We start from the raw sequence: 18,290 nt of genomic DNA, 5'->3' as shown, positions 1-18,290 counted from the left end.
TTGGTATCCTGTGCGCCTGCCTTCTTATCCTCTTACGTCCGCTGCGCGTTCATCGCCCGGCGCACGCACGTGACCTGCCATGACTGATCGCGACGCATCGCTCACCCGCCTCAACAAGTTCATCAGCGAAACGGGCTTCTGCTCGCGGCGCGAGGCGGATCGCCATATCGCCGAAGGGCGAGTGACCATCAATGGTGTCGTCCCCGAGATGGGCACCAAGGTCGCGCCGGGCGATGAGGTGCTGGTCAACGGCAAGCCGTTGAAGGCCAAGCAGGAAGCGGTCTATCTGGCCTTCAACAAGCCGGTGGGCATCACCTGTACCACCGAGCGCCACGTGGAAGGCAACATCATTGACTACATCGGCCATCCCAAGCGGATCTTCCCGATCGGTCGCCTCGACAAGCCTTCCGATGGCCTGATCTTCCTGACCAGTGACGGCGACATCGTCAACAAGATCCTGCGGGCCGGCAACGCCCACGAGAAGGAATATGTGGTGCGGGTCGACAAGCCGATCAACCCGGACTTTCTCAAGCGCATGGCAGCCGGCGTGCCGATTCTGGATACCATCACCCAGCCGTGCCGCATCGAGCAGATTTCCACCTATGTGTTCCGCATCATCCTGACGCAGGGGCTCAATCGCCAGATTCGCCGCATGTGCGAGGCGCTGGGCTATGAGGTCTTCAAGCTCAAGCGGGTGCGCATCATGAATGTCAGCCTGGACGGGCTGGGCATCGGCGAATGGCGCTATCTCACCCAGCGCGAGATGGACGACATCCATCGGATGATCGAAGGCTCCAGTGGTACCGAGGAGGCCTCACGACTGGCGGAGGCGCCGACGCCTTCCCAGCACGCGACTGCCGCGCGCCATCAGCGTGCCGCGCAGGATACGGATAGCGGCCGGCGTGGTGGTGCTCGGCGCGAGGACAGCAGCAAGCGCGCCATGGGCCAGCGCAGCTCGGATCAGCGCGGCTCAGGTCAGCCCAAGACAGGCCAACGCTCGGGTGCTCGCCAGGAAGGGGCGGGGCGGCGGGAGCGTACCGATGAGTCCAGGTCCGTTCGTGGCAATCAGGAACGCAGCAGCGCCGGCAAGGGCGGCTCCCAGCCGGGCAGCAAGAGCGCCAATGGCGCGGGCAAGCTCGCGAGCGGCCTCAAGCCACGCACGCGTGGCAAGGCCGGAGAGCGTCGCGATGAGCGCGATGCGGCGAGCAGGGGGGCTGGCGAAAAGTCCTCTGGTAGCAAGTCTTCTGGTAGCAAGACCTCTGGCAACACGACCTTTGGCAAGAAGAATCCTGGCGGCAGAAGTGCCGGGGGCAAGAGCTCGTCGTACAAGGGCGGCGGCGGCTCCAATGGCGGGCGTGGTCGCCGCTAGTGAGCTGCCTGCACCTGCTTGCCATCGTCTTGAGCGGTGGTGCTGGCATCTGAGCCTTGAGGCGTGCGGCGGTGGTAGCGGCCCAGTACGAAAGACAGCGTGGCGAACGCCAGTGCCGAGCAGATGACCTGCGGCCAGGGATAGACCAGCGCGGCGAGCGCGATCAGCAGCAGGTCGAAGGCGAAAGTCGTGCGGCCTGCATGGATGGCGAAGCGTCGCTCCAGATCCAGCGCGAGAATGTTGAGTCCGCCGAGGGAGGCGTTCTCGCGAAACAGCAGGGTGACCCCCAGCCCGATGAGCAGGCCTGCGGCAATCGCCACCACCGGCAGATTGACGTCGCCCAGCGGCAGACTGACCGCCAGTAGATCCGTCAGGACCGAGAGCAGACTGACGCATCCCAGGGTGCGCAGCGTGAAGTTGAGCCCCAGCTGCTTCCAGGCCAGCCCGTAGAAGGGCAGGTTGATCAGGAAGAACAGACTGCCGAAGCTCAAGCCCGTCAGGTCCGAGCCAAGCAATGACATCCCGGCAGTACCACTGACCAGCAAGCCGCCGGCCTGCAGCAGGCGCACGCCGAGTGCCACCAGCAGACAGCCCTCGAAGAGCGTGATCAGGCTACGCAGCGTGATGGCATTGGCCGCACGGGAGCGGCCGTCGTTGGCACGCAGGATGAGTCGTTGGAAAGCAGTCATGACAGGCTCCGGGGTATGGGCAGTCAACAATGATGGCTTCCGACCTGCTTGTGGCGGGCAGAAAGCGATGTCGCGGCGAGGGGTGGTTCGCCTGTGACGGTTCATGCAGGAAGCGGACCATAGCACGCCGTGATGACAGTTTTTATTGTGCTTACGTCGCTCTAGCAGACGATATTATTCGGTGTATTGGGCCTTTGACCCTCACATTCCTCTAGCTATGGCGCCTTCATGCACCATTTTCATGCATCCTCCGCACCGACGGAGACGAATGTTCCGCACGCTGCGGGCCATGACGGAGCTTGCGAGTCGGGGCATCTTCATCTCGGGCTCGCGATGTGGGCCAACGATGACTGGCGCGGCAGCCTGCTGCCGGGCAGTGGCCCGCGCGAGCATCTGGCGGATTACGCGCAGGTCTTCGACTGTGTCGAAGGCAATACCAGCTTCTATGCTCTGCCGCCGGAGAGCGCCGTGGCCAGCTGGGCCCGCCAGGCGCCCGAGCACTTCCGCTTCTGCTTCAAGTTGCCGGGACGACTGACCCATGAGTTGAGGCTTCAGGGAATCGAGGAGGAGCTGGCGGAATTCCTGGCGCGGCTTGCGCCGCTTAAGTCGCGCATGGGGCCGATCATGATCCAGCTGCCACGCGACCTGGGGGGGGAGGTACTCCCGCGTCTTGCGCAATTCTTCGCGCATGTCGAGGGTGCTGGCCTTGATTGGGCCGTGGAGCCCCGTGCCCCGAGTTTCTTTGCCAAGGGCTCGGTGGAACGACAGTTGAATCGCTTGTTGATAAGTCACGGAGTCGATCGCGTGATGCTGGATGTCCGTCCACTCTTCAGTGGCCCTGATACCGCGCATCCAGGGCTTGCCGTAGCACGCTCGGAAAAGCCGCATCGCCCATTGCATGTGTTCTCCAGCGCACGCCAACCGCTGGTCCGCTTCATCGGGCATCATGACGACGCGACCAATCTGGCCTTCTTCCAGCCCTGGGTGGAACGCCTTTCCCTGTGGATAAGTCAGGGGAAAAGCCCTTTCCTGTTTGTGCATACTCCTGACAACAAGGCGGCTCCGGCCTTGGCACGTCGTCTGGCCAATCAGGTGCTGGAGCGGCTTGATCGGCCATTGATCGGTGCCTTCCCCGGGGAAGGACAAGGACGTCTCTTCTAGCGCCACCCGCTGCCTGTCGCGCTTCAGTGTCTTGCGGGACGGGGGAAGTGACCTGCCGGCCTCAGTCGCTGTTTTCTATCGTGAGGCGATGGTCTGAGGGTGGCTTGCTGGTAGATATCGGGTCAATCAAGTAACTTTACCTACCTATTGTCGTTACCACGGCGATATTTACCGGGGCGGGCAGCGTGTCCATTCCGGCGTGTCTATCGACACCAGTCTGTCTGTCATTCGGGCCTATCCGGCCATGATGACGGCCAGATGCACCACAGCAGTGATCCTGCGACGCCATCCTGTCGGCCACGGTTCATCCTTCCGTCTCGCCAGCATGATGCAACAAGCACAACAAGATGCCACAGGCCGCTACCCGTGGCTGGCATCATCGCGACGAATCAGGGACTCACATGTCATCCAAACCGCATTCCCACGCTCAGTGGTCTTCTCGTCTGGCCTTCACCCTGGCCGCCGTCGGTTCCTCCGTCGGACTGGGCAACATCTGGAAATTCCCGTACATGACCGGTGAGAGCGGCGGCGGTGCCTTCGTTCTTGTCTATCTGGTCTGCATTCTGTTGATCGGTCTGCCGATCCTGATGTCCGAGTGGCTGCTGGGCCGCCTGGGACAGAAGAACCCGATCTCGACCATGAGTCACATCAGTGCGCGCCTCAAGCGTAGCCCCGCCTGGGTGTTGATCGGGGTGGCCGGTGTGCTCGGCGCCTATCTGATCCTGTCCTTCTACAGTGTCATCGGTGGCTGGGCACTGGCCTTCATCGCTGACGCCGCCAGTGGCAGCTTCGAAAGCCTGACCTCTGACACGGCAGGCAGTCTGTTCGGTGGTCTGCTGGGCGACCCGACCACCCTGCTGGCCTGGCACAGTGCCTTCATGCTGATGGTGATCCTGGTCGTGGCCGGGGGCGTCGCGGGTGGTCTGGAGCGCGCCGCCAAGATCCTGATGCCGCTGCTGGCGGTCATGCTGGTCATGCTGGTCGGGTATGCGGCGACCACTGATGGCTTCGCTGAAGCGGCTGCCTGGCTGCTGACACCGGACTTCTCCAAGCTCGACAAGGATGGCGTGCTGGCGGCGATGGGGCATGCCTTCTTCACCCTGTCACTGGGCATGGGCATCATGATGGCCTACGGCTCCTATCTCTCCGATGACGTCAACATCGGGCGTACCGCGCTGATCGTGGTGGTGCTGGATACCGTCATCGCTCTGCTGGCGGGGCTGGCCATCTTCCCGGTGGTGTTCTCCAATGGTCTCGACGCCGCTGCGGGCCCGGGCCTGATCTTCCAGACCCTGCCGCTGGCCTTCGGCCACATGCCGGGCGGAGAAGTGTTCGGCGTGGTGTTCTTCGTGCTGCTGGTCTTCGCGGCCTGGACCTCAGGGATCTCGCTGCTGGAACCCATCGTCGAATGGCTGGAAGAGAAGACGCCGATGTCACGCGTGGCCTCTGCCTGGGTGGCGGGTATCGCGACCTGGCTGCTGGGGATCGCCACCATCCTGTCCTTCAATCTGTGGAGTGATGTGGCGCCGCTGGGCATGTTCGCCAAGTTCGAGGGCATGACCATCTTCGACCTGCTCGATTACGCGACCAGCAAGCTGATGCTGCCGCTGACCGGCCTGGCGACCATCGTCTTCGTCGGCTGGTTCATGGGGCGTGATGAAGTGCGCAGTCAGCTCAACATGAGCGACTCGGCCTTCAAGCTGTGGAGCTTCGTGGCGCGCTTCATCGCCCCGATCGGCGTGGTGGTGGTCTTCGCCTCCAGCCTGTAATCCCGGCCCCACTTTTCAGGCTGTCCTGATGTTCTGTCAGCACGGATCTGACGGCATTGAAGAACGACAAGAGGCTCGCCTATCCGGCGAGCCTCTTGCGTTTCTGGCCGAGATGGCCCGTGCACGACACCCAGGCGGCGACTCGATGCTCAGTGTGGGAGATGGCGGGCGTCACGTTCATGTCAGTGTGTACTTGCACCCTGTTGGTGCATCGTCCTGGGCGATGACATGACAATGAGGCAGAGAATGTCGGTGCAGATGAAGGACGATCGAGAGTGACACCGTGGCGAGCGCGCGGCAGAAGGCAGAGTCATTGCAGAGGGAAATGAAGGCTGAGGGCCCGAAGGCAGAAGAAAATGTCGCGAGGGGGGCTGACCATGCTCATCAGAGATGGCGGCAAGGAAGACAGAAGCCCTCGTCCCTGAGCTGGCAGGGAGATGGGGGACTGCTCGGCGGGGAGACGTATCGCTCCCCGCCCGAGAATCAGTGGGTATCGATATCGCTTTCCGTTTCCAGCACTTCGATGTCGCTTAAATCCTCGCTCAGGCGCTTGATTTCGTTGTGCATTTCGATTCCGCGTCTGGCGCGGAGGTGGCGGACTGCGCTTTGTTTCTTGCGGGCCTGATGTTCGTCGGCACCGAGGGTCATGAAAATATCGAGAAGCTCGTTCTTGAGCGTATCTACCTGCTCTGAATTACGCATGATTCGACCTCCATGGCATCCAAAGGATGTGGGCTTTCACTGGCGCCACACCGTTTTACTATAGCTCACTTGACAAAATTGTGACCATAGACCGCCTGTGATGGCGACACCCCCCGGGGGATGTCGTAAGCTCAGGCATGCCCATGAAGTCTGCAAGGAGTGTGCCGTGAGTCATGCCATCTTCGACGACCTGAGGAGCCGGATGGAGAATTTCCGCCGCTCTGAACAGAAGGTTGCCCGTTACGTCCTCCGCCATCCGGAGGAGGTGATTCACATGCGGATCGTCGATCTGGCCAGTGAATCCTCGGTCAGTGAACCGACGGTAGTGCGCTTCTGTCGTGCGATGGGCTTTGCCGGCTTCCAGGACTTCAAGCTCCAGCTGGCGCAACGCCTGGCCACGGGCACCCAGTTCGCCCAGTTCTCGATGAATGACTCCGACAGCGTGGCGGAGTTCTCTCACTCCCTGTTCGATTCCACCATCGGCACGCTGCTGTCAGTGCGTGACCGTCTGGATGCCGAAGCCGTCGCACGTGCCATCCACTCGCTGGCCTCCGCCAGCCGGGTCGAGTTCTACGGCTATGGCGCCTCGGGTGCCGTGGCCCACGATGCCCAGCACAAGTTCTTTCGTCTGCAGATCTCCACTGCCGCCTACACCGACCCGCACATGCAGAACATGTCAGCGGTGACGCTGGGGCCGCGCGACGTGGTGGTCGCCATCTCCCAGACCGGACGCACCAAGGCGCTGATCGCCAGCGTGCGTCTGGCACGGGATGCCGGCGCGACCGTCATCGGCCTGTGTCCCAGCGGCTCGCCGCTGGCGGATGAAGTCACGCTGCCGCTGCACATCGATGTGCATGAAGACACCGAGATCTATACGCCGATGAGCTCACGCATCGCGCATCTGGTGATCGTCGATACGCTGGCGGTGGGGGTCGCCAAGGCACGTGGTCCCAAGCTCAAGGAGCAGCTGGAAGCGGTCAAGAAGAGCCTTGCCACCCTGCGCATCGATGATCACGACTTCGATACGCACTGAGTGCCATACAAGCGTCACCGGTCAGGGATGACGCGTGCAGGGAAGAGCAGGGCAGGCCGCTGTGATAAGGTGGATGCCTGAACAGGGGCAGCCCCCGACCCGCTGCCCCGCCCCTCGACTTCTCTGCCCTGTGGTGAGCCCTGCATGTCCGAATCGCCCCTCCTCGATCACCTCAACACGCATCAGCGTGAGGCCGTGTCCGCGCCGCCGGGCAACATGCTGGTACTGGCGGGCGCCGGTTCCGGCAAGACCCGCGTGCTGGTCCATCGCATCGCCTGGTTGATGGACCGATATCAGTTCTCGCCCTATGCCATCCTGTCGGTGACCTTCACCAACAAGGCCTCCCGCGAGATGCGCACGCGTCTCGAGGCGCTCAATGGCAGCAGTCTGCGCCACATGTGGGTCGGCACCTTCCACTCCATCAGTCACCGTCTGCTGCGCACCCACTGGCAGGAGGCGCGTCTGCCCGAGCACTTCCAGATCATCGACAGCGATGACCAGCTGCGCATGGTCAAGCGGCTGCTCAAGGAGCACAACGTCGATGACGAGCGCTGGCCGCCCAAGCAGGTCCAGTACTTCATCGCCGGCTGCAAGGAAGAGGGGCTGCGGGCCCATCAGGTCCAGACCCACGGCGACGCCTACATGGGCAAGATGGTCGAGATGTACGAGCTCTATCAGCTGGCTTGCGAGCGTGGCGGGCTGGTGGATTTCGGTGAGCTGCTGCTGCGCTCGCTGGAGCTGCTGCGTGACACGCCGCATCTGCTGGCGCATTACCGCGAGCGCTTCGCCCACCTGCTGGTCGACGAGTTTCAGGATACCAATACCCTGCAGTACGCCTGGCTGAAGCTGCTGGCCGGTGATCGCGAATGCATGACCGTGGTCGGCGATGATGACCAGTCCATCTACGGCTGGCGTGGCGCACGGGTCGAGAACATCCAGCGCTTCACCGAGGAATTCGCCAATACCCGTGTGGTGCGTCTGGAGCAGAACTACCGCTCCTCCAGCGCCATCCTGGAGGCTGCCAACGCCCTGATCAGCCACAATGGCGGGCGCATGGGCAAGGAGCTGTGGACCGACAGCGGCCGTGGCGAGCGGATTCGGGTCTATGCCGGCTTCAACGACATCGACGAATCGCGCTACATCGCCGATACCATCCGCGAACTGGTCAATGAGCATGGTTACAGTCGCGACGAGATCGCGATCCTGTATCGCTCCAACGCCCAGTCACGCGTGCTGGAGGAGACGCTGATCCGCCAGGGCATGCCGTATCGCATCTATGGCGGCCAGCGTTTCTATGAGCGTCTCGAGATCAAGAACGCGCTCGCCTACCTGCGTCTGATGAACAACCGCGAGGACGATGCCGCCCTGGAGCGCGTGATCAACGTGCCGGCGCGTGGCATCGGCATGCGCACCGTCGAGCAGCTGCGCGAGCGTGCGCGCTACGGCAACCTGACCATGTGGCAGGCGATGAGCGATGCGGTTTCCGACGGCGCCCTCAAGGGGCGCGCCGCCACCGCCGTGCGTGCCTTCGCCGACATCATCGATGGCCTCGACAACGACACCGCCGGCATGGCGCTGCATGAGCTGGTCGAGCACGTCATCCACGTCTCCGGCCTGCGCGAGCATCACGCCGCCGAGAAGGGCGAGAAGGGCCAGGCGCGCCTCGAGAACCTTGCCGAACTGGTCAACGCCTGTCGCGCCTTCAGTCAGGGCGAGCGCATGGACCCGGAAGCCCCCAGCGAAGGGGCCGAGGCGCTGGAGCCCTTCCTCGCCGAAGCCGCGCTGGATGCCGGTGATCATGAAGCCGCCGAAGGCGAGGAATGCGTACAGATGATGACGCTGCACTCCGCCAAGGGGCTCGAATTCCCGGTGGTGTTCGTCGCCGGGGTCGAGGAAGGGCTGTTCCCGCACAAGATGTCACTGGAGGAGCCGGGGCGCCTCGAGGAAGAGCGTCGCCTGTGCTACGTCGGTGTCACCCGTGCCATGCAGCGCCTCTACCTGACCTACGCCGAGCTGCGGCGCATGCACGGCAAGGAGACCTTCCAGCGACCGTCGCGCTTCCTGCGTGAGCTGCCGGAAGAGCTGCTGGAGGAAGTGCGCCTGCGTGGCCAGGTCTCGCGTCCGGTCTCGACCCAGCGTGCCATGCCGAATCGTCGCCCCTCCGGGCCGCGTCAGGAGAGTGTCGAGGCCAATGGCGACATGCCGGCGCTGTCGCTGGGCAGCCTGGTGCGTCATCCGCTGTTCGGCGAGGGCGTGGTCATCAACGCCGAAGGCCAGGGCGAGCGCGCGCGTGTCCAGATCAGCTTCGAGGGCGAAGGCGACAAGTGGCTGGTGCTGGGTTTCGCCAAGCTGGAAGTACTCAGCTGATCCTGCATTGATGGCAGACGCAGGCATGAGGCGCTGACAGCAGGCGCTGGCGAGAAGTGAAAAGCGGTGCAGGGGGCGCGGTATTCGTGCGCCATTACGGCCTTGGTGCAGTTGTGGGCCATCCATGGGTCGCGGCATAGTGGCAGATAATCTGCTGTCTTGATGCCGCGTCATGCATTGCCCACAACTCGAACAAGGAACGCCCCATGCAACGCCGCCGTTTTCTCTCTGCTCTGGGGGCCGGTGCTGCCGGTCTCGCCGCTGCACCTTTCGTCTCCACGGCCAATGCCGCCGAGGAGGAAACCATCCACTGGAAGATGGTGACCTCCTGGCCGAAGAACTTCCCGGCACTGGGCACCGGTGCCAATGAGTTCGCCAGCCTGATCGGGAAGCTTTCCGGTGGTCGTCTTCAGGTCAAGGTCTATGGGGCCGGTGAGATGGTGCCGGCTTTGGAAGTCTTCGACGCCGTGTCTTCCGGGACAGCCCAGATGGGCCACTCGGCGTCCTATTACTGGAAGGGCAAGGTACCTGCCGCCCAGTTCTTCACCGCCGTGCCCTTCGGCATGAATACCACCGAGACCAACGCCTGGCTGTATCACGGCGATGGCATGAAGCTGTGGGACGAGATCTACGCGCGTCACAACCTCAAGCCGCTGGCGGTGGGCAATACCGGCACCCAGATGGCCGGCTGGTTCAACAAGGAAGTGAACAGTCTATCGGACATGAAAGGCCTGAAGATCCGCCTGCCGGGGCTCGCGGGTGAAGTGATGAACCGCATCGGTGCCAGTGCGGTGAATCTGCCGGGCAGCGAGATCTTCACTGCGATGGAGACCGGTGTGATCGACGCCACCGACTGGGTCGGTCCCTACAATGATCTGGCCTTCGGTCTGCATCAGGTGGCCAAGTATTACTACTCCCCGGCCTGGAACGAGCCCTCCGCCATTCTCGAAGGCACCGTCAATCTCGAGGCCTGGCAGGCGTTGCCGGAAGACCTCCAGCAGGTGGTGATCCAGGCAGCCAGGATTGCCAATCATGCGATGGTGGATGAATTCGCGCTGCGCAATGCCACCGCCCTGACCTCACTGGTCGAGGAACATGGCGTTGAGCTGCGCGAATTTCCGCAGGATGTCTACGCGGCGCTGTTCAAGGCGTCCAACGAGGTGCTGGACGAGTTCATCGCCAAGGATGAGGACGCCAGGCGTGTCTACGAGTCCTACCGTGCCTTCCAGCAGCAGGTCGCCCCCTGGACGCGCATCGGTGAACAGGGCTTCCTTGATGCGCGTGCCCGGGTGCTGGGCGAGAGCTGAGGTGACCGCCCGCCGCCGTGTGTGGGGACATCGCGACTCGCTCGTCAGGCAGTGTCAGGCGGGCTCTGGTGGGAAATGAAGAAGCCGCCCCTCGGGGCGGCTTCTTCATGAATGGCGGTGTCCATCACGTCAGACACTTTCCTCGTCGTTGCCCTGTTCCGGCACCGCGCGGATTCGGCCATTGTCGTCCAGGGCCACCATCACGTAGTTGGCCTCGGTCACCTTGGTCAGCGCACGATGGTTGCGCTCCTGAGGCGGCCGAATCCAGACCTCGACCGTGAGCCGTACCGAGCTGCGTCCGACTTCCGTGACGTGCGTGAAGATATTGACCACCGAGCCGACGCGCACCGGTGAGAGAAAGTCGAGGCCCTCCACGGCGACGGTGGCAGTCCGTCCGTTGGCCACACGGCCGGCGGCCAGCTCGCAGGCCTCATCCATGCGATGCATCAACCAGCCACCGCTGATATCGCCATAAAGATTGGTATCGTGACGCTGAGCGATCAGCTTGAGCGTCAGCGTGCCGTTCGGCACCGGGGCATCATCCAGGGCTTGCATGTCGTCACTCGCTGTCTTGTTGTTATGTCTTCAGGGTGCACTGGCGTCGGCGGTTTGCCTAGTGGCGTCGATGGTTTGCCTAGTGGCGATGGAAGGAGAGCCCGAGCGGGCAGTGGCTCACGAAAGGCATCTCATGTCCGGTATCCTACTCTGCCAGTGGAAGGGATGTCCTCTCTCGCCAGGCGTTGCAGCGGGAATTTTCTTGCATTGCAGCATGATGGTCTCGTGCCTCAACGTTGCAATGAAGGATACTCGGCGCAGCAATGCCGCTGGTGAGACAGCCTCACGCAGGGAAGTGGTATTGAAGGAGTGGTAGGGGTTGAAGGAACAACGCGATAGTCATCACCGCCAATGAGCGCATCATTCATCTTTCAGGCCTGAAATCGTCATGTTCTTCATCGCATCCTTGCGTCGTCCCCGTTGGCTCTCGAGTCGCCTTGCGTTGCTGGCCTGCCTGCTGATGCCGGTCGTGCCCGCGTTTGCCGAGGTACCTGAATATCGCCCCGTGCCGGGGGTCGTCGGCAACCTGACGGCCGTGGGCTCCGATACCCTCTCGGTGCTGGTGACGCGGTGGGCGGCTCAGCTGCGTCGCTACCATCCAGGGGTGCGGGTCCAGTTGCAGGCAGCGGGGTCCTCGACGGCGCCGCCTGCCCTGATTGCCGGCACCACACGGGTGGGGCTGATGTCACGGCCGATGAGCGATCAGGAGCGCCAGGACTTCATCCGGGCATTCGGGTATCCGCCATTGGAAGTCCCCGTGGCGCTGGATGCCATGGGCATCCTCGTGCATCGCCGCAATCCGCTGGAGACGATCAGTATCGCGCAGCTCGATGCCATCTTCTCGGCCAGTCATGAGTGTGGCAGTCAGCGGGCCGATCGGTGGGGGCAACTGGGGCTGTCGGGAGACTGGGCTGAGCGTCAGATCAGCCGCTTCGGGCGCAGTGCCACCTCCGGGACCTACGGTGCCTTCCGGCGTGTCGCCCTGTGTGGCGGCGACTTCCGGCTGGACGTGAGCGAGCAACCGGGTTCGGCGTCGATCATCGGCGCCGTGGGCTCCTCGCCGGGCGGGATCGGCTACGCCAGCTTCAGCACATCATCTCCCATGGTCAAACAGCTGTCGGTGAGTCGTGACGCCGGCAGCATGGCGATATTTCCGAGTCGGGCCAGTATCCGCGACGGGCGTTACCCGCTGACACGCGCCCTGTACATCTACGTCAATCGCGTGCCAGACAAGCCGCTGCCGTCATTGGAGCAGGCGTTCCTGTCGTTGATCATGTCGCGTCAGGGACAACAGGCCATCCTGCGGGAAGGCTATGTACCGTTGCCGGACGATCAGCTGAACCAATGGCGTGAACGTCTGGGGCTGGATGAGGGTGAGGGTCTCTGAGTACGCTTGTCATCTCGCTGTCATCTCATGGACATAATCTTGAGGCAGACCCCATCTTTCGCACGCGGGAGTGATCCCTCCCCGCGCGCTTCTTCTCTTGTGGTGAATATTCATGCCGGCTGCTGCTGAAGCCTCACGAATGCAATCTCGCCGTCTGCGTCGCGATCGCCTGGCAAGCCTGTGGCTGACGGTTGCCGGTCTTGGCGTGATGGCGCTGGTGGTGGTGATGCTCGGCTATCTGATCAGCGTGTCATGGCCGCTGCTCAAACCGCCCGGCACGACGCCGAGCAGCTCGCAGGTACTGGAATCTCGAGCATTGGACACTCGCGCCGCGGACATGGACGAGTGGCGGATCGAGTGGCTGGCCGGCAACCGGTTGCAGCTGATCCAGCACACCGATGACGGTCTGCGTCGATCGAGTTCCCTCCAGGTACCCGAGGGACTGGATCATCGGCAGGCTCACCTCACGCAGAGCCGACAGCAGCTATGGCTGCGCATGCCCGATCGACAAGGTGATCGTCTGTGGCTGGCAAGACTGGCCTCGACCACGCCGCAAGGCAGCTGGCAGCAGCAATGGCTGCCCGGCCCGGCCAGCCTTTCGACCCTGGAGGGGCAGTTGCTGGTCACGGCAGGGCCGCATGCCTTCACTCAATGGCAGTTGAACGATGCGTCCGCCGGCCAGGTACCTCTGGCCCGCAAGCTGGGCCGGCAGGAGCATGCTGCCCAGCCGATCACCGCCCTGAGTGTCCTGCGCGGCGGCAAGAGCCTGATCCTGGGGGATGCCGGCGGTGGACTGAGTCATTACCTGCTGCCCGCGCATGCCAGCCCGCTGATCAAGGCGGGAGACTTCGACAGTGGCCTGTCGGCCCCGGTGAGAACCATCGCCGCGGCACATCATGGGTTGGGCTTCGCGGCACTCGACGCGGATGGCCGACTCGGGCTGTATCTCGCCACGGCCGAGCGTCGTCGGCAGCTGGTGGACTGGCTGTCACCCGCACAGGTGGCGGCAGGAGTCGAGTTGAGCTTCCAGCAGGAGGATCGTCGTCTGCTGGCACGGCCAACGTCCGTGGCAGGTGGTCTGGGGGCTCTTGAACAGGCCTATGCGGGTCTCGAGATCCGTGATCCGCATCAGGTCGTGGGGCTTGGCGCGATCTTCGGCAAGGTCTGGTATGAGGGGCGTGACGCACCGGCCTGGATCTGGCAGCTGGAGAGCACCGGTGCCCATGAACCCCGCCTGTCGCTGGTACCCATCATGTGGGGGACGCTCAAGGTCGCGCTGGTCGGCCTGCTGTTTGCCGTGCCGTTGGGACTGGGCTGTGCCATCCATGTGGCCTGTTTCATGGCCCCGCGCCAGCGGGCGCGCATCAAGCCGATGCTGGAGATGATGGAGGCCTTGCCCACGGTGGTGATCGGCTTCATCGCGGCGCTGGTGGTCGCGCCCTTCGTCGAGCGTGAATTGATGGCCGTGCTGCTGGGGCTGGTACTGATTCCGCTGGGCACCATGGTGGCCGGTTTCGTGTGGACCCTGTCGCCGCGCGCACTGCGCAGCCTGATGCCGGAAAACATGGCCGCCTTCGGGCTGTTGCCGCTGCTGATGCTGCTGCTGTGGCTGGATGTGACGCTGGCTCATCAACTGGAAGCCTGGTGGTTCGAGGGCGACATCCGTCAATGGCTGTTTGCCCATCACGGCATCGATTACGCCCAGCGCAATACCCTGGTGACCGGCATGGCGCTGGGGCTGGCGGTGATGCCGACACTCTTCACGCTCAGTGAGGATGCGCTGTCCTCAGTCCCTCGCGGACTGGCGGCGGGGTCCGCGGCACTGGGGGCGACACCCTGGCAGAGTCTGCGCCGCGTGATCCTGCCGGCCGCCGCCGTCGGGCTGTTCTCCGCGATGATGATCGGCATGGGGCGCGCCGTGGGCGAGACGATGATCGTGTTGATGGTCGCCGGCAACACGCCGCTGGTGGATGCCAGCCTGTTCGAGGGAGTGCGCTCACTGGCGGCGACCCTGGCGATCGAGTTGCCGGAAGCCGAGGTCGGCAGCAGCCATTACCGCCTGCTGTTCCTTGCCGCGCTGGCCTTGTTCCTCTTCACCTTCGTGGTCAATACGCTGGCGGAAGTGCTGCGGCTGCGCTTCATGCCGCCGCAACGTGGAGGCTGGGGATGAGTCGTCCTGATGCGGTACCGCCGTCCTCGTTGCTCAGACCTCGTGAGCCTGTGACGGCGCGTCTGGCGCGTTACTGGCGTGATGGTGGCCCCTGGGGCTGGCTGAATGCCATGGCGGTCAGTGTCTCGCTGGTACTGGTGCTGGGGCTGATCAGCCTGCTGGTGGTGGGCTCGCTCAGTCACTTCTGGCCCTCACGGCTGGTCGAGGTCGAACTCACCACCCAGCCGGGGCAGAGCGTCACGGCGCTCAAGACCACCCGTGGCGAGCCGGCGGCGGACAACCGTCACCTGCTGGGCGAATTGATGCATGAGGAGCTGCGTCCCTCGGCAGCGGACACCGGTGATCAGCAACGTGAGCGACAGTCGCAGCGCTGGTGGCTGCTGCAGACCTCCTCTCAGGATGGGGCCTCGGCGAGCTGGCAGTGGCTGCCGGATACCCTGATGGAGAATATCCGCTTTCCTCGCCAGGCACTGATGCTGGAAATGCGCGACGGGCGAGTGCTGTATGGCATGGCCAGAGCGCTGAGTGATCCGCTCACCGGTGAGCTGGATCATTCTCCGCAGCTCTCTTCCGACAGTGCGGTCCCGGGGGCACCGACTCCTTCACTGCACCAGAATGCCGAGGCACTGCATGCGCGGTTGGCGGCGCTTGAGGGGCAGCGCCGTCAGCTGGCGGCACTGCGCGCTGACAGCGAGGCCTTGAGCGCGCGCCTGCTGGCCTTGCAGCAGCAACTGTCCGCTCGACAAGGGCCTGTCACGACGCAGGACGAGGCGGATGCCTCCTTGATCGCGGAGCTCGAGACGACACGCGAGGCACTGATCACCCGTGAGGGGCAACTGCTGGCTCTCCGAGGAGCCCTGGACGCCGGCCAGCTACTGCTCGGGGGCAATGGCGGTCATGAGGGGCGCATCGCGCTGAATGACATCCGCCATGTCTGGCAGCCGAATGCCATGGGCTTTGGCGGACGACTGTTGCTGACGCTGGAGCGCTTTCGCGACTTCGTCTCCGGCTCGCCCAATGAAGGCAGTGGCGGCATCTGGCCCGCCATCTTCGGTACCGTGCTGATGGTGGTGTTGATGGCGATTCTGGTGATGCCCTTCGGCGTGATGGCGGCCCTCTATCTGCACGAGGTCGCGCATCAGGGGCGTCTCACGCGACTGACCCGCATCGCGCTGCGCAATCTCGCCGGCGTACCTTCCATCGTCTATGGGGTCTTCGGGCTGGGGTTCTTCGTCTACGGGCTGGGGGCCGGCCTGGATGAACTGTTCTTTTCCGAGCGTCTGCCGACCCCCACCTTCGGCACCGGTGGATTGCTGTGGGCATCGCTGACGCTGGCGCTGCTGACGCTGCCGGTGGTGATCGTGGCCACGGAGGAGGGGCTGGCGCGGGTGCCGCATCGCCTGCGCGAAGGCGCGCTGGCACTGGGTGCCACGCGCTTCGAGACCCTCAGGCGCGTGGTGATACCCGCGGCATCTCCGGCCTTGATGACCGGGCTGATCCTGGCGGTGGCGCGTGCGGCAGGCGAGGTCGCGCCCTTGATGCTGGTCGGCGTGGTCAAGCTGGCACCGGACCTGCCGCTGGATGACAACTTCCCGTGGCTGCATCTGGATCGCAAGTTCATGCACCTCGGCCATCAGGTCTATGATCTGGCCTTCCAGAGCAGCGATGCCTTCAGCAGTCGCCCGCTGGTCTACGCGACCGCGCTGGTGCTGGTGGTCGTGATCCTGTGCCTCAATCTGAGTGCCATTCGCCTGCGTCACATGCTGGCACAACGTTACAAGGGAGCCACCGAATGAAGCGTGACTCTGCACGTGAGAGCGTCCAGTCGAGCTCGCAGCATCCCGAGGTCGTCAATCCGCAGGACACGTGCCTGGAAACCCGCCACCTGTGTCTCGATTATCAGGCGCAGGTGGGCAAGGAGCGTCACCGGCGGCGTGCGCTTGACGATATCAGCCTGCGCATCGCGCGCAAGCGCGTGACGGCTTTCATCGGTCCCTCGGGATGTGGCAAGTCGAGCCTGCTGCGCACCTTCAATCGCATGACTGATCTCGATGAGCAGTCACGCCTGAGCGGCAAGGTCTGGCTGGAAGGCGAGGACATCCATGCCCGGGGCGTGGATGTCCCCATGCTGCGCCGGCGCGTCGGCATGGTGTTCCAGACGCCCAACCCCTTTCCGATGTCGGTCTACGAGAACGTGGCCTTCGGGCTGCGGCTGGTCGGCGAGAATGACAAGCGCCATCTGGATGACAAGGTCGAATCCTGTCTGCGGGCCGCGGCGCTGTGGGAGGAAGTGAAGGACCGGCTGTTCGACAGCGCGCTGGGGCTTTCCGGTGGCCAGCAGCAGCGCCTGGTGATCGCGCGCACGCTGGCGGTGGAGCCGGAAGTCCTGCTGCTGGATGAGCCAGCCTCGGCGCTGGATCCGATCTCGACGCTCAAGATCGAGGAGCTGATCCGCTCGCTGCGCTCACGCCTGACGTTGGTCATCGTCACCCACAACATGCAGCAGGCAGCACGTGTCTCGGATGCCACGGCCTTTCTGCATGAAGGGCAGCTGGTGGAATATGCCCCGACCGATCAGCTGTTCACCAACCCGCGTCGTCGCCAGACCGAGGACTACATCACCGGCCGTTTCGGGTGAGATCACCGAAGCGGCACTGCAGGTGGCTGACACGTGTCTCGCGCGGGACGTTGGCGGATGGTCCATCGCGTCGTCGATATGTCAGCGCGGCGCAAGATTCGATTGGCGTCCCGGCGCTCGAGTGAAATATAACTGCAATCAAGAGGCGTCATGCTAGGAGGGAGCCGCCTGCGCCAGACCCTGCTGCAGCGCTTCTACATCAATGCCACATGTCAGAGACCGCCTGCCTCGGCGGATGACTTCCCGGGAGAGGGTAATGGATATCACCAGCGATTCGCACGGCAAGCACATATCCCAGCAGTTCAATCACGAGCTGGATGCGCTGAAGACACACCTGCTGGCCATGGGCGGTCTGGTGGAGAAGCAGCTGCAGGATGCCGTCACGGCCCTGCTGGAGGGTGACAGCGAGACGGCGACACGCGTGCGTGACAATGACAAGGCCGTCAACGACATGCAGCTGAAGATCGATGACGAGTGCACCCGCGTGCTGGCGCGCCGTCAGCCGGCGGCCTCCGATCTGCGTCTGGTGCTGGCCGTGATTCGCGCCACCTCGGACCTGGAGCGTATCGGCGATGAATCCAGCAAGATCGCGCGCAATGCCATCTCGCTGGTCGAGAACGGCCAGAGCCCGCGTGGCATGGTCGAGGTGCGTCACCTCAGTCAGCATGTGCGCAGCATGGTGCGTGACTCGCTGACCGCCTTCGCCCGCTTCGACACGGATCTGGCGCTCAAGGTCCTGCGTGAGGACGCCTCGGTGGACCTGGAATACCAGAGCGCGATGCGTTCGCTGATGACCTTCATGATGGAAGACGCGCGCCAGATCACCCCGGTGCTCAACGTGATGTGGATTCTGCGTGCGCTGGAGCGTATCGGGGATCACGCCGACAACCTCGCCGAGTACGTCATCTTCCTGGTCAAGGGCGTGGACGTGCGTCACACCGACACCCATGACCTCCAGCCGCAGGATCTCGACAAGCCCTGACGTGCAGGCCCCTCCCCCGGGGCCTGACGCCTGTCTGCCGATGACGCCCCGCCTCTGTCCCGCCGACGGAGTGCGGGGCGTCTGCCATTCGATGCGCCGACAGCTGCGTGGGACGGGTGGTAGTGCTAGGGTGTGGCTCCGGCCGCCCGAGGGCAGCCGCC

General features: G+C 63.7%; 14 protein-coding genes. 11 read left to right on the top strand and 3 right to left on the bottom strand.

Features of this window, described 5'->3' with window-relative positions; genetic code table 11:
* The first annotated feature begins 79 nt into the window (after window positions 1-79).
* Window positions 80-1,369: a 23S rRNA pseudouridine(2604) synthase RluF gene (gene rluF, locus BOH68_RS17365; protein ID WP_077379820.1), complete on the top strand. Its 1,290-nt coding sequence runs from the start codon at window positions 80-82 to the stop codon at window positions 1,367-1,369.
* On the opposite strand, the gene BOH68_RS17360 is transcribed toward rluF, so the two are convergent.
* A complete protein-coding gene (locus BOH68_RS17360) occupies window positions 1,366-2,058 on the bottom strand; it encodes a YitT family protein (RefSeq protein ID WP_077379821.1) in 693 nt (230 codons plus the stop codon). The genes rluF and BOH68_RS17360 overlap by 4 nt on opposite strands.
* Window positions 2,059-2,391: 333 nt before the next feature.
* On the opposite strand from BOH68_RS17360, the gene BOH68_RS17355 reads away from it, so the two are divergent.
* On the top strand, window positions 2,392-3,219 hold the full coding sequence (locus tag BOH68_RS17355) for a DUF72 domain-containing protein (RefSeq protein WP_258038375.1): 828 nt from the start codon (window positions 2,392-2,394) through the stop codon (window positions 3,217-3,219).
* Window positions 3,220-3,620: 401 nt separating this feature from the next.
* On the top strand, window positions 3,621-4,988 hold the full coding sequence (locus tag BOH68_RS17350; protein ID WP_077379825.1) for a sodium-dependent transporter: 1,368 nt from the start codon (window positions 3,621-3,623) through the stop codon (window positions 4,986-4,988).
* A gap of 483 nt (window positions 4,989-5,471) precedes the next feature.
* Here the strand turns inward: BOH68_RS17350 and BOH68_RS17345 are convergent, their stop codons facing one another.
* Window positions 5,472-5,690 (bottom strand): PA3496 family putative envelope integrity protein, encoded by a 219-nt coding sequence (locus BOH68_RS17345; RefSeq protein ID WP_077379827.1) that lies wholly within the window; start codon window positions 5,688-5,690, stop codon window positions 5,472-5,474.
* A 166-nt stretch (window positions 5,691-5,856) separates the two neighbouring features.
* On the opposite strand from BOH68_RS17345, the gene hexR reads away from it, so the two are divergent.
* The 3 genes from hexR to BOH68_RS17330 all read left to right on the top strand — a co-directional run bounded on the left by hexR (window position 5,857) and on the right by BOH68_RS17330 (window position 10,397).
* Complete coding sequence (hexR, locus tag BOH68_RS17340; protein WP_043331730.1) at window positions 5,857-6,723, top strand: transcriptional regulator HexR; 867 nt, start codon at window positions 5,857-5,859, stop codon at window positions 6,721-6,723.
* A 144-nt stretch (window positions 6,724-6,867) separates the two neighbouring features.
* A complete protein-coding gene (gene uvrD / locus BOH68_RS17335) occupies window positions 6,868-9,090 on the top strand; it encodes a DNA helicase II (RefSeq protein WP_077379829.1) in 2,223 nt (740 codons plus the stop codon).
* Window positions 9,091-9,296: 206 nt separating this feature from the next.
* A complete protein-coding gene (locus BOH68_RS17330; RefSeq protein WP_077379831.1) occupies window positions 9,297-10,397 on the top strand; it encodes a TRAP transporter substrate-binding protein in 1,101 nt (366 codons plus the stop codon).
* A gap of 129 nt (window positions 10,398-10,526) precedes the next feature.
* Here the strand turns inward: BOH68_RS17330 and BOH68_RS17325 are convergent, their stop codons facing one another.
* Window positions 10,527-10,952, bottom strand: a complete 426-nt coding sequence (locus BOH68_RS17325) for an acyl-CoA thioesterase (protein ID WP_077379833.1) — start codon at window positions 10,950-10,952, stop codon at window positions 10,527-10,529.
* 388 nt (window positions 10,953-11,340) lie between these two features.
* Here BOH68_RS17325 and BOH68_RS17320 point away from each other — a divergent pair, with 388 nt between their 5' ends.
* The 5 genes from BOH68_RS17320 to phoU all read left to right on the top strand — a co-directional run bounded on the left by BOH68_RS17320 (window position 11,341) and on the right by phoU (window position 18,129).
* Entirely contained in the window at window positions 11,341-12,339 is a 999-nt protein-coding gene (locus BOH68_RS17320) for a PstS family phosphate ABC transporter substrate-binding protein (RefSeq protein WP_077379835.1), read from the top strand.
* Window positions 12,340-12,478: 139 nt separating this feature from the next.
* Window positions 12,479-14,509, top strand: coding sequence for an ABC transporter permease subunit (locus tag BOH68_RS17315; protein WP_170877496.1), 2,031 nt, complete (start codon window positions 12,479-12,481; stop codon window positions 14,507-14,509).
* Window positions 14,506-16,305: a phosphate ABC transporter permease PstA gene (gene pstA / locus BOH68_RS17310; protein ID WP_077379839.1), complete on the top strand. Its 1,800-nt coding sequence runs from the start codon at window positions 14,506-14,508 to the stop codon at window positions 16,303-16,305. Before BOH68_RS17315 ends, pstA begins: the two co-directional genes overlap by 4 nt.
* Window positions 16,302-17,147, top strand: a complete 846-nt coding sequence (pstB, locus tag BOH68_RS17305) for a phosphate ABC transporter ATP-binding protein PstB (protein ID WP_077379842.1) — start codon at window positions 16,302-16,304, stop codon at window positions 17,145-17,147. The genes pstA and pstB overlap by 4 nt, the downstream gene beginning before the upstream one ends.
* Before the next feature lie 256 nt (window positions 17,148-17,403).
* A complete protein-coding gene (phoU, locus tag BOH68_RS17300; protein WP_077379844.1) occupies window positions 17,404-18,129 on the top strand; it encodes a phosphate signaling complex protein PhoU in 726 nt (241 codons plus the stop codon).
* The last annotated feature ends 161 nt before the right edge of the window (window positions 18,130-18,290 follow it).

This window comes from Cobetia sp. MM1IDA2H-1 (genome assembly GCF_002916775.2).
GTDB lineage: Bacteria > Pseudomonadota > Gammaproteobacteria > Pseudomonadales > Halomonadaceae > Cobetia > Cobetia marina.
Note: the sequence above shows the minus strand (reverse complement) of the source record. Positions and strands in the feature narration are given on the sequence as shown.

Coding starts and splice junctions, on each gene's coding strand:
- uvrD (WP_077379829.1), top strand. CDS start 6,868: ATGTCCGAATCGCCCCTCCTCGATCACCTCAACACGCATCAGCGTGAG.
- pstB (WP_077379842.1), top strand. CDS start 16,302: ATGAAGCGTGACTCTGCACGTGAGAGCGTCCAGTCGAGCTCGCAGCAT.
- BOH68_RS17325 (WP_077379833.1), bottom strand. CDS start 10,952: ATGCAAGCCCTGGATGATGCCCCGGTGCCGAACGGCACGCTGACGCTC.
- phoU (WP_077379844.1), top strand. CDS start 17,404: ATGGATATCACCAGCGATTCGCACGGCAAGCACATATCCCAGCAGTTC.
- pstA (WP_077379839.1), top strand. CDS start 14,506: ATGAGTCGTCCTGATGCGGTACCGCCGTCCTCGTTGCTCAGACCTCGT.
- BOH68_RS17360 (WP_077379821.1), bottom strand. CDS start 2,058: ATGACTGCTTTCCAACGACTCATCCTGCGTGCCAACGACGGCCGCTCC.
- BOH68_RS17345 (WP_077379827.1), bottom strand. CDS start 5,690: ATGCGTAATTCAGAGCAGGTAGATACGCTCAAGAACGAGCTTCTCGAT.
- BOH68_RS17355 (WP_258038375.1), top strand. CDS start 2,392: ATGTGGGCCAACGATGACTGGCGCGGCAGCCTGCTGCCGGGCAGTGGC.
- BOH68_RS17350 (WP_077379825.1), top strand. CDS start 3,621: ATGTCATCCAAACCGCATTCCCACGCTCAGTGGTCTTCTCGTCTGGCC.
- rluF (WP_077379820.1), top strand. CDS start 80: ATGACTGATCGCGACGCATCGCTCACCCGCCTCAACAAGTTCATCAGC.
- BOH68_RS17320 (WP_077379835.1), top strand. CDS start 11,341: ATGTTCTTCATCGCATCCTTGCGTCGTCCCCGTTGGCTCTCGAGTCGC.
- BOH68_RS17330 (WP_077379831.1), top strand. CDS start 9,297: ATGCAACGCCGCCGTTTTCTCTCTGCTCTGGGGGCCGGTGCTGCCGGT.
- BOH68_RS17315 (WP_170877496.1), top strand. CDS start 12,479: ATGCAATCTCGCCGTCTGCGTCGCGATCGCCTGGCAAGCCTGTGGCTG.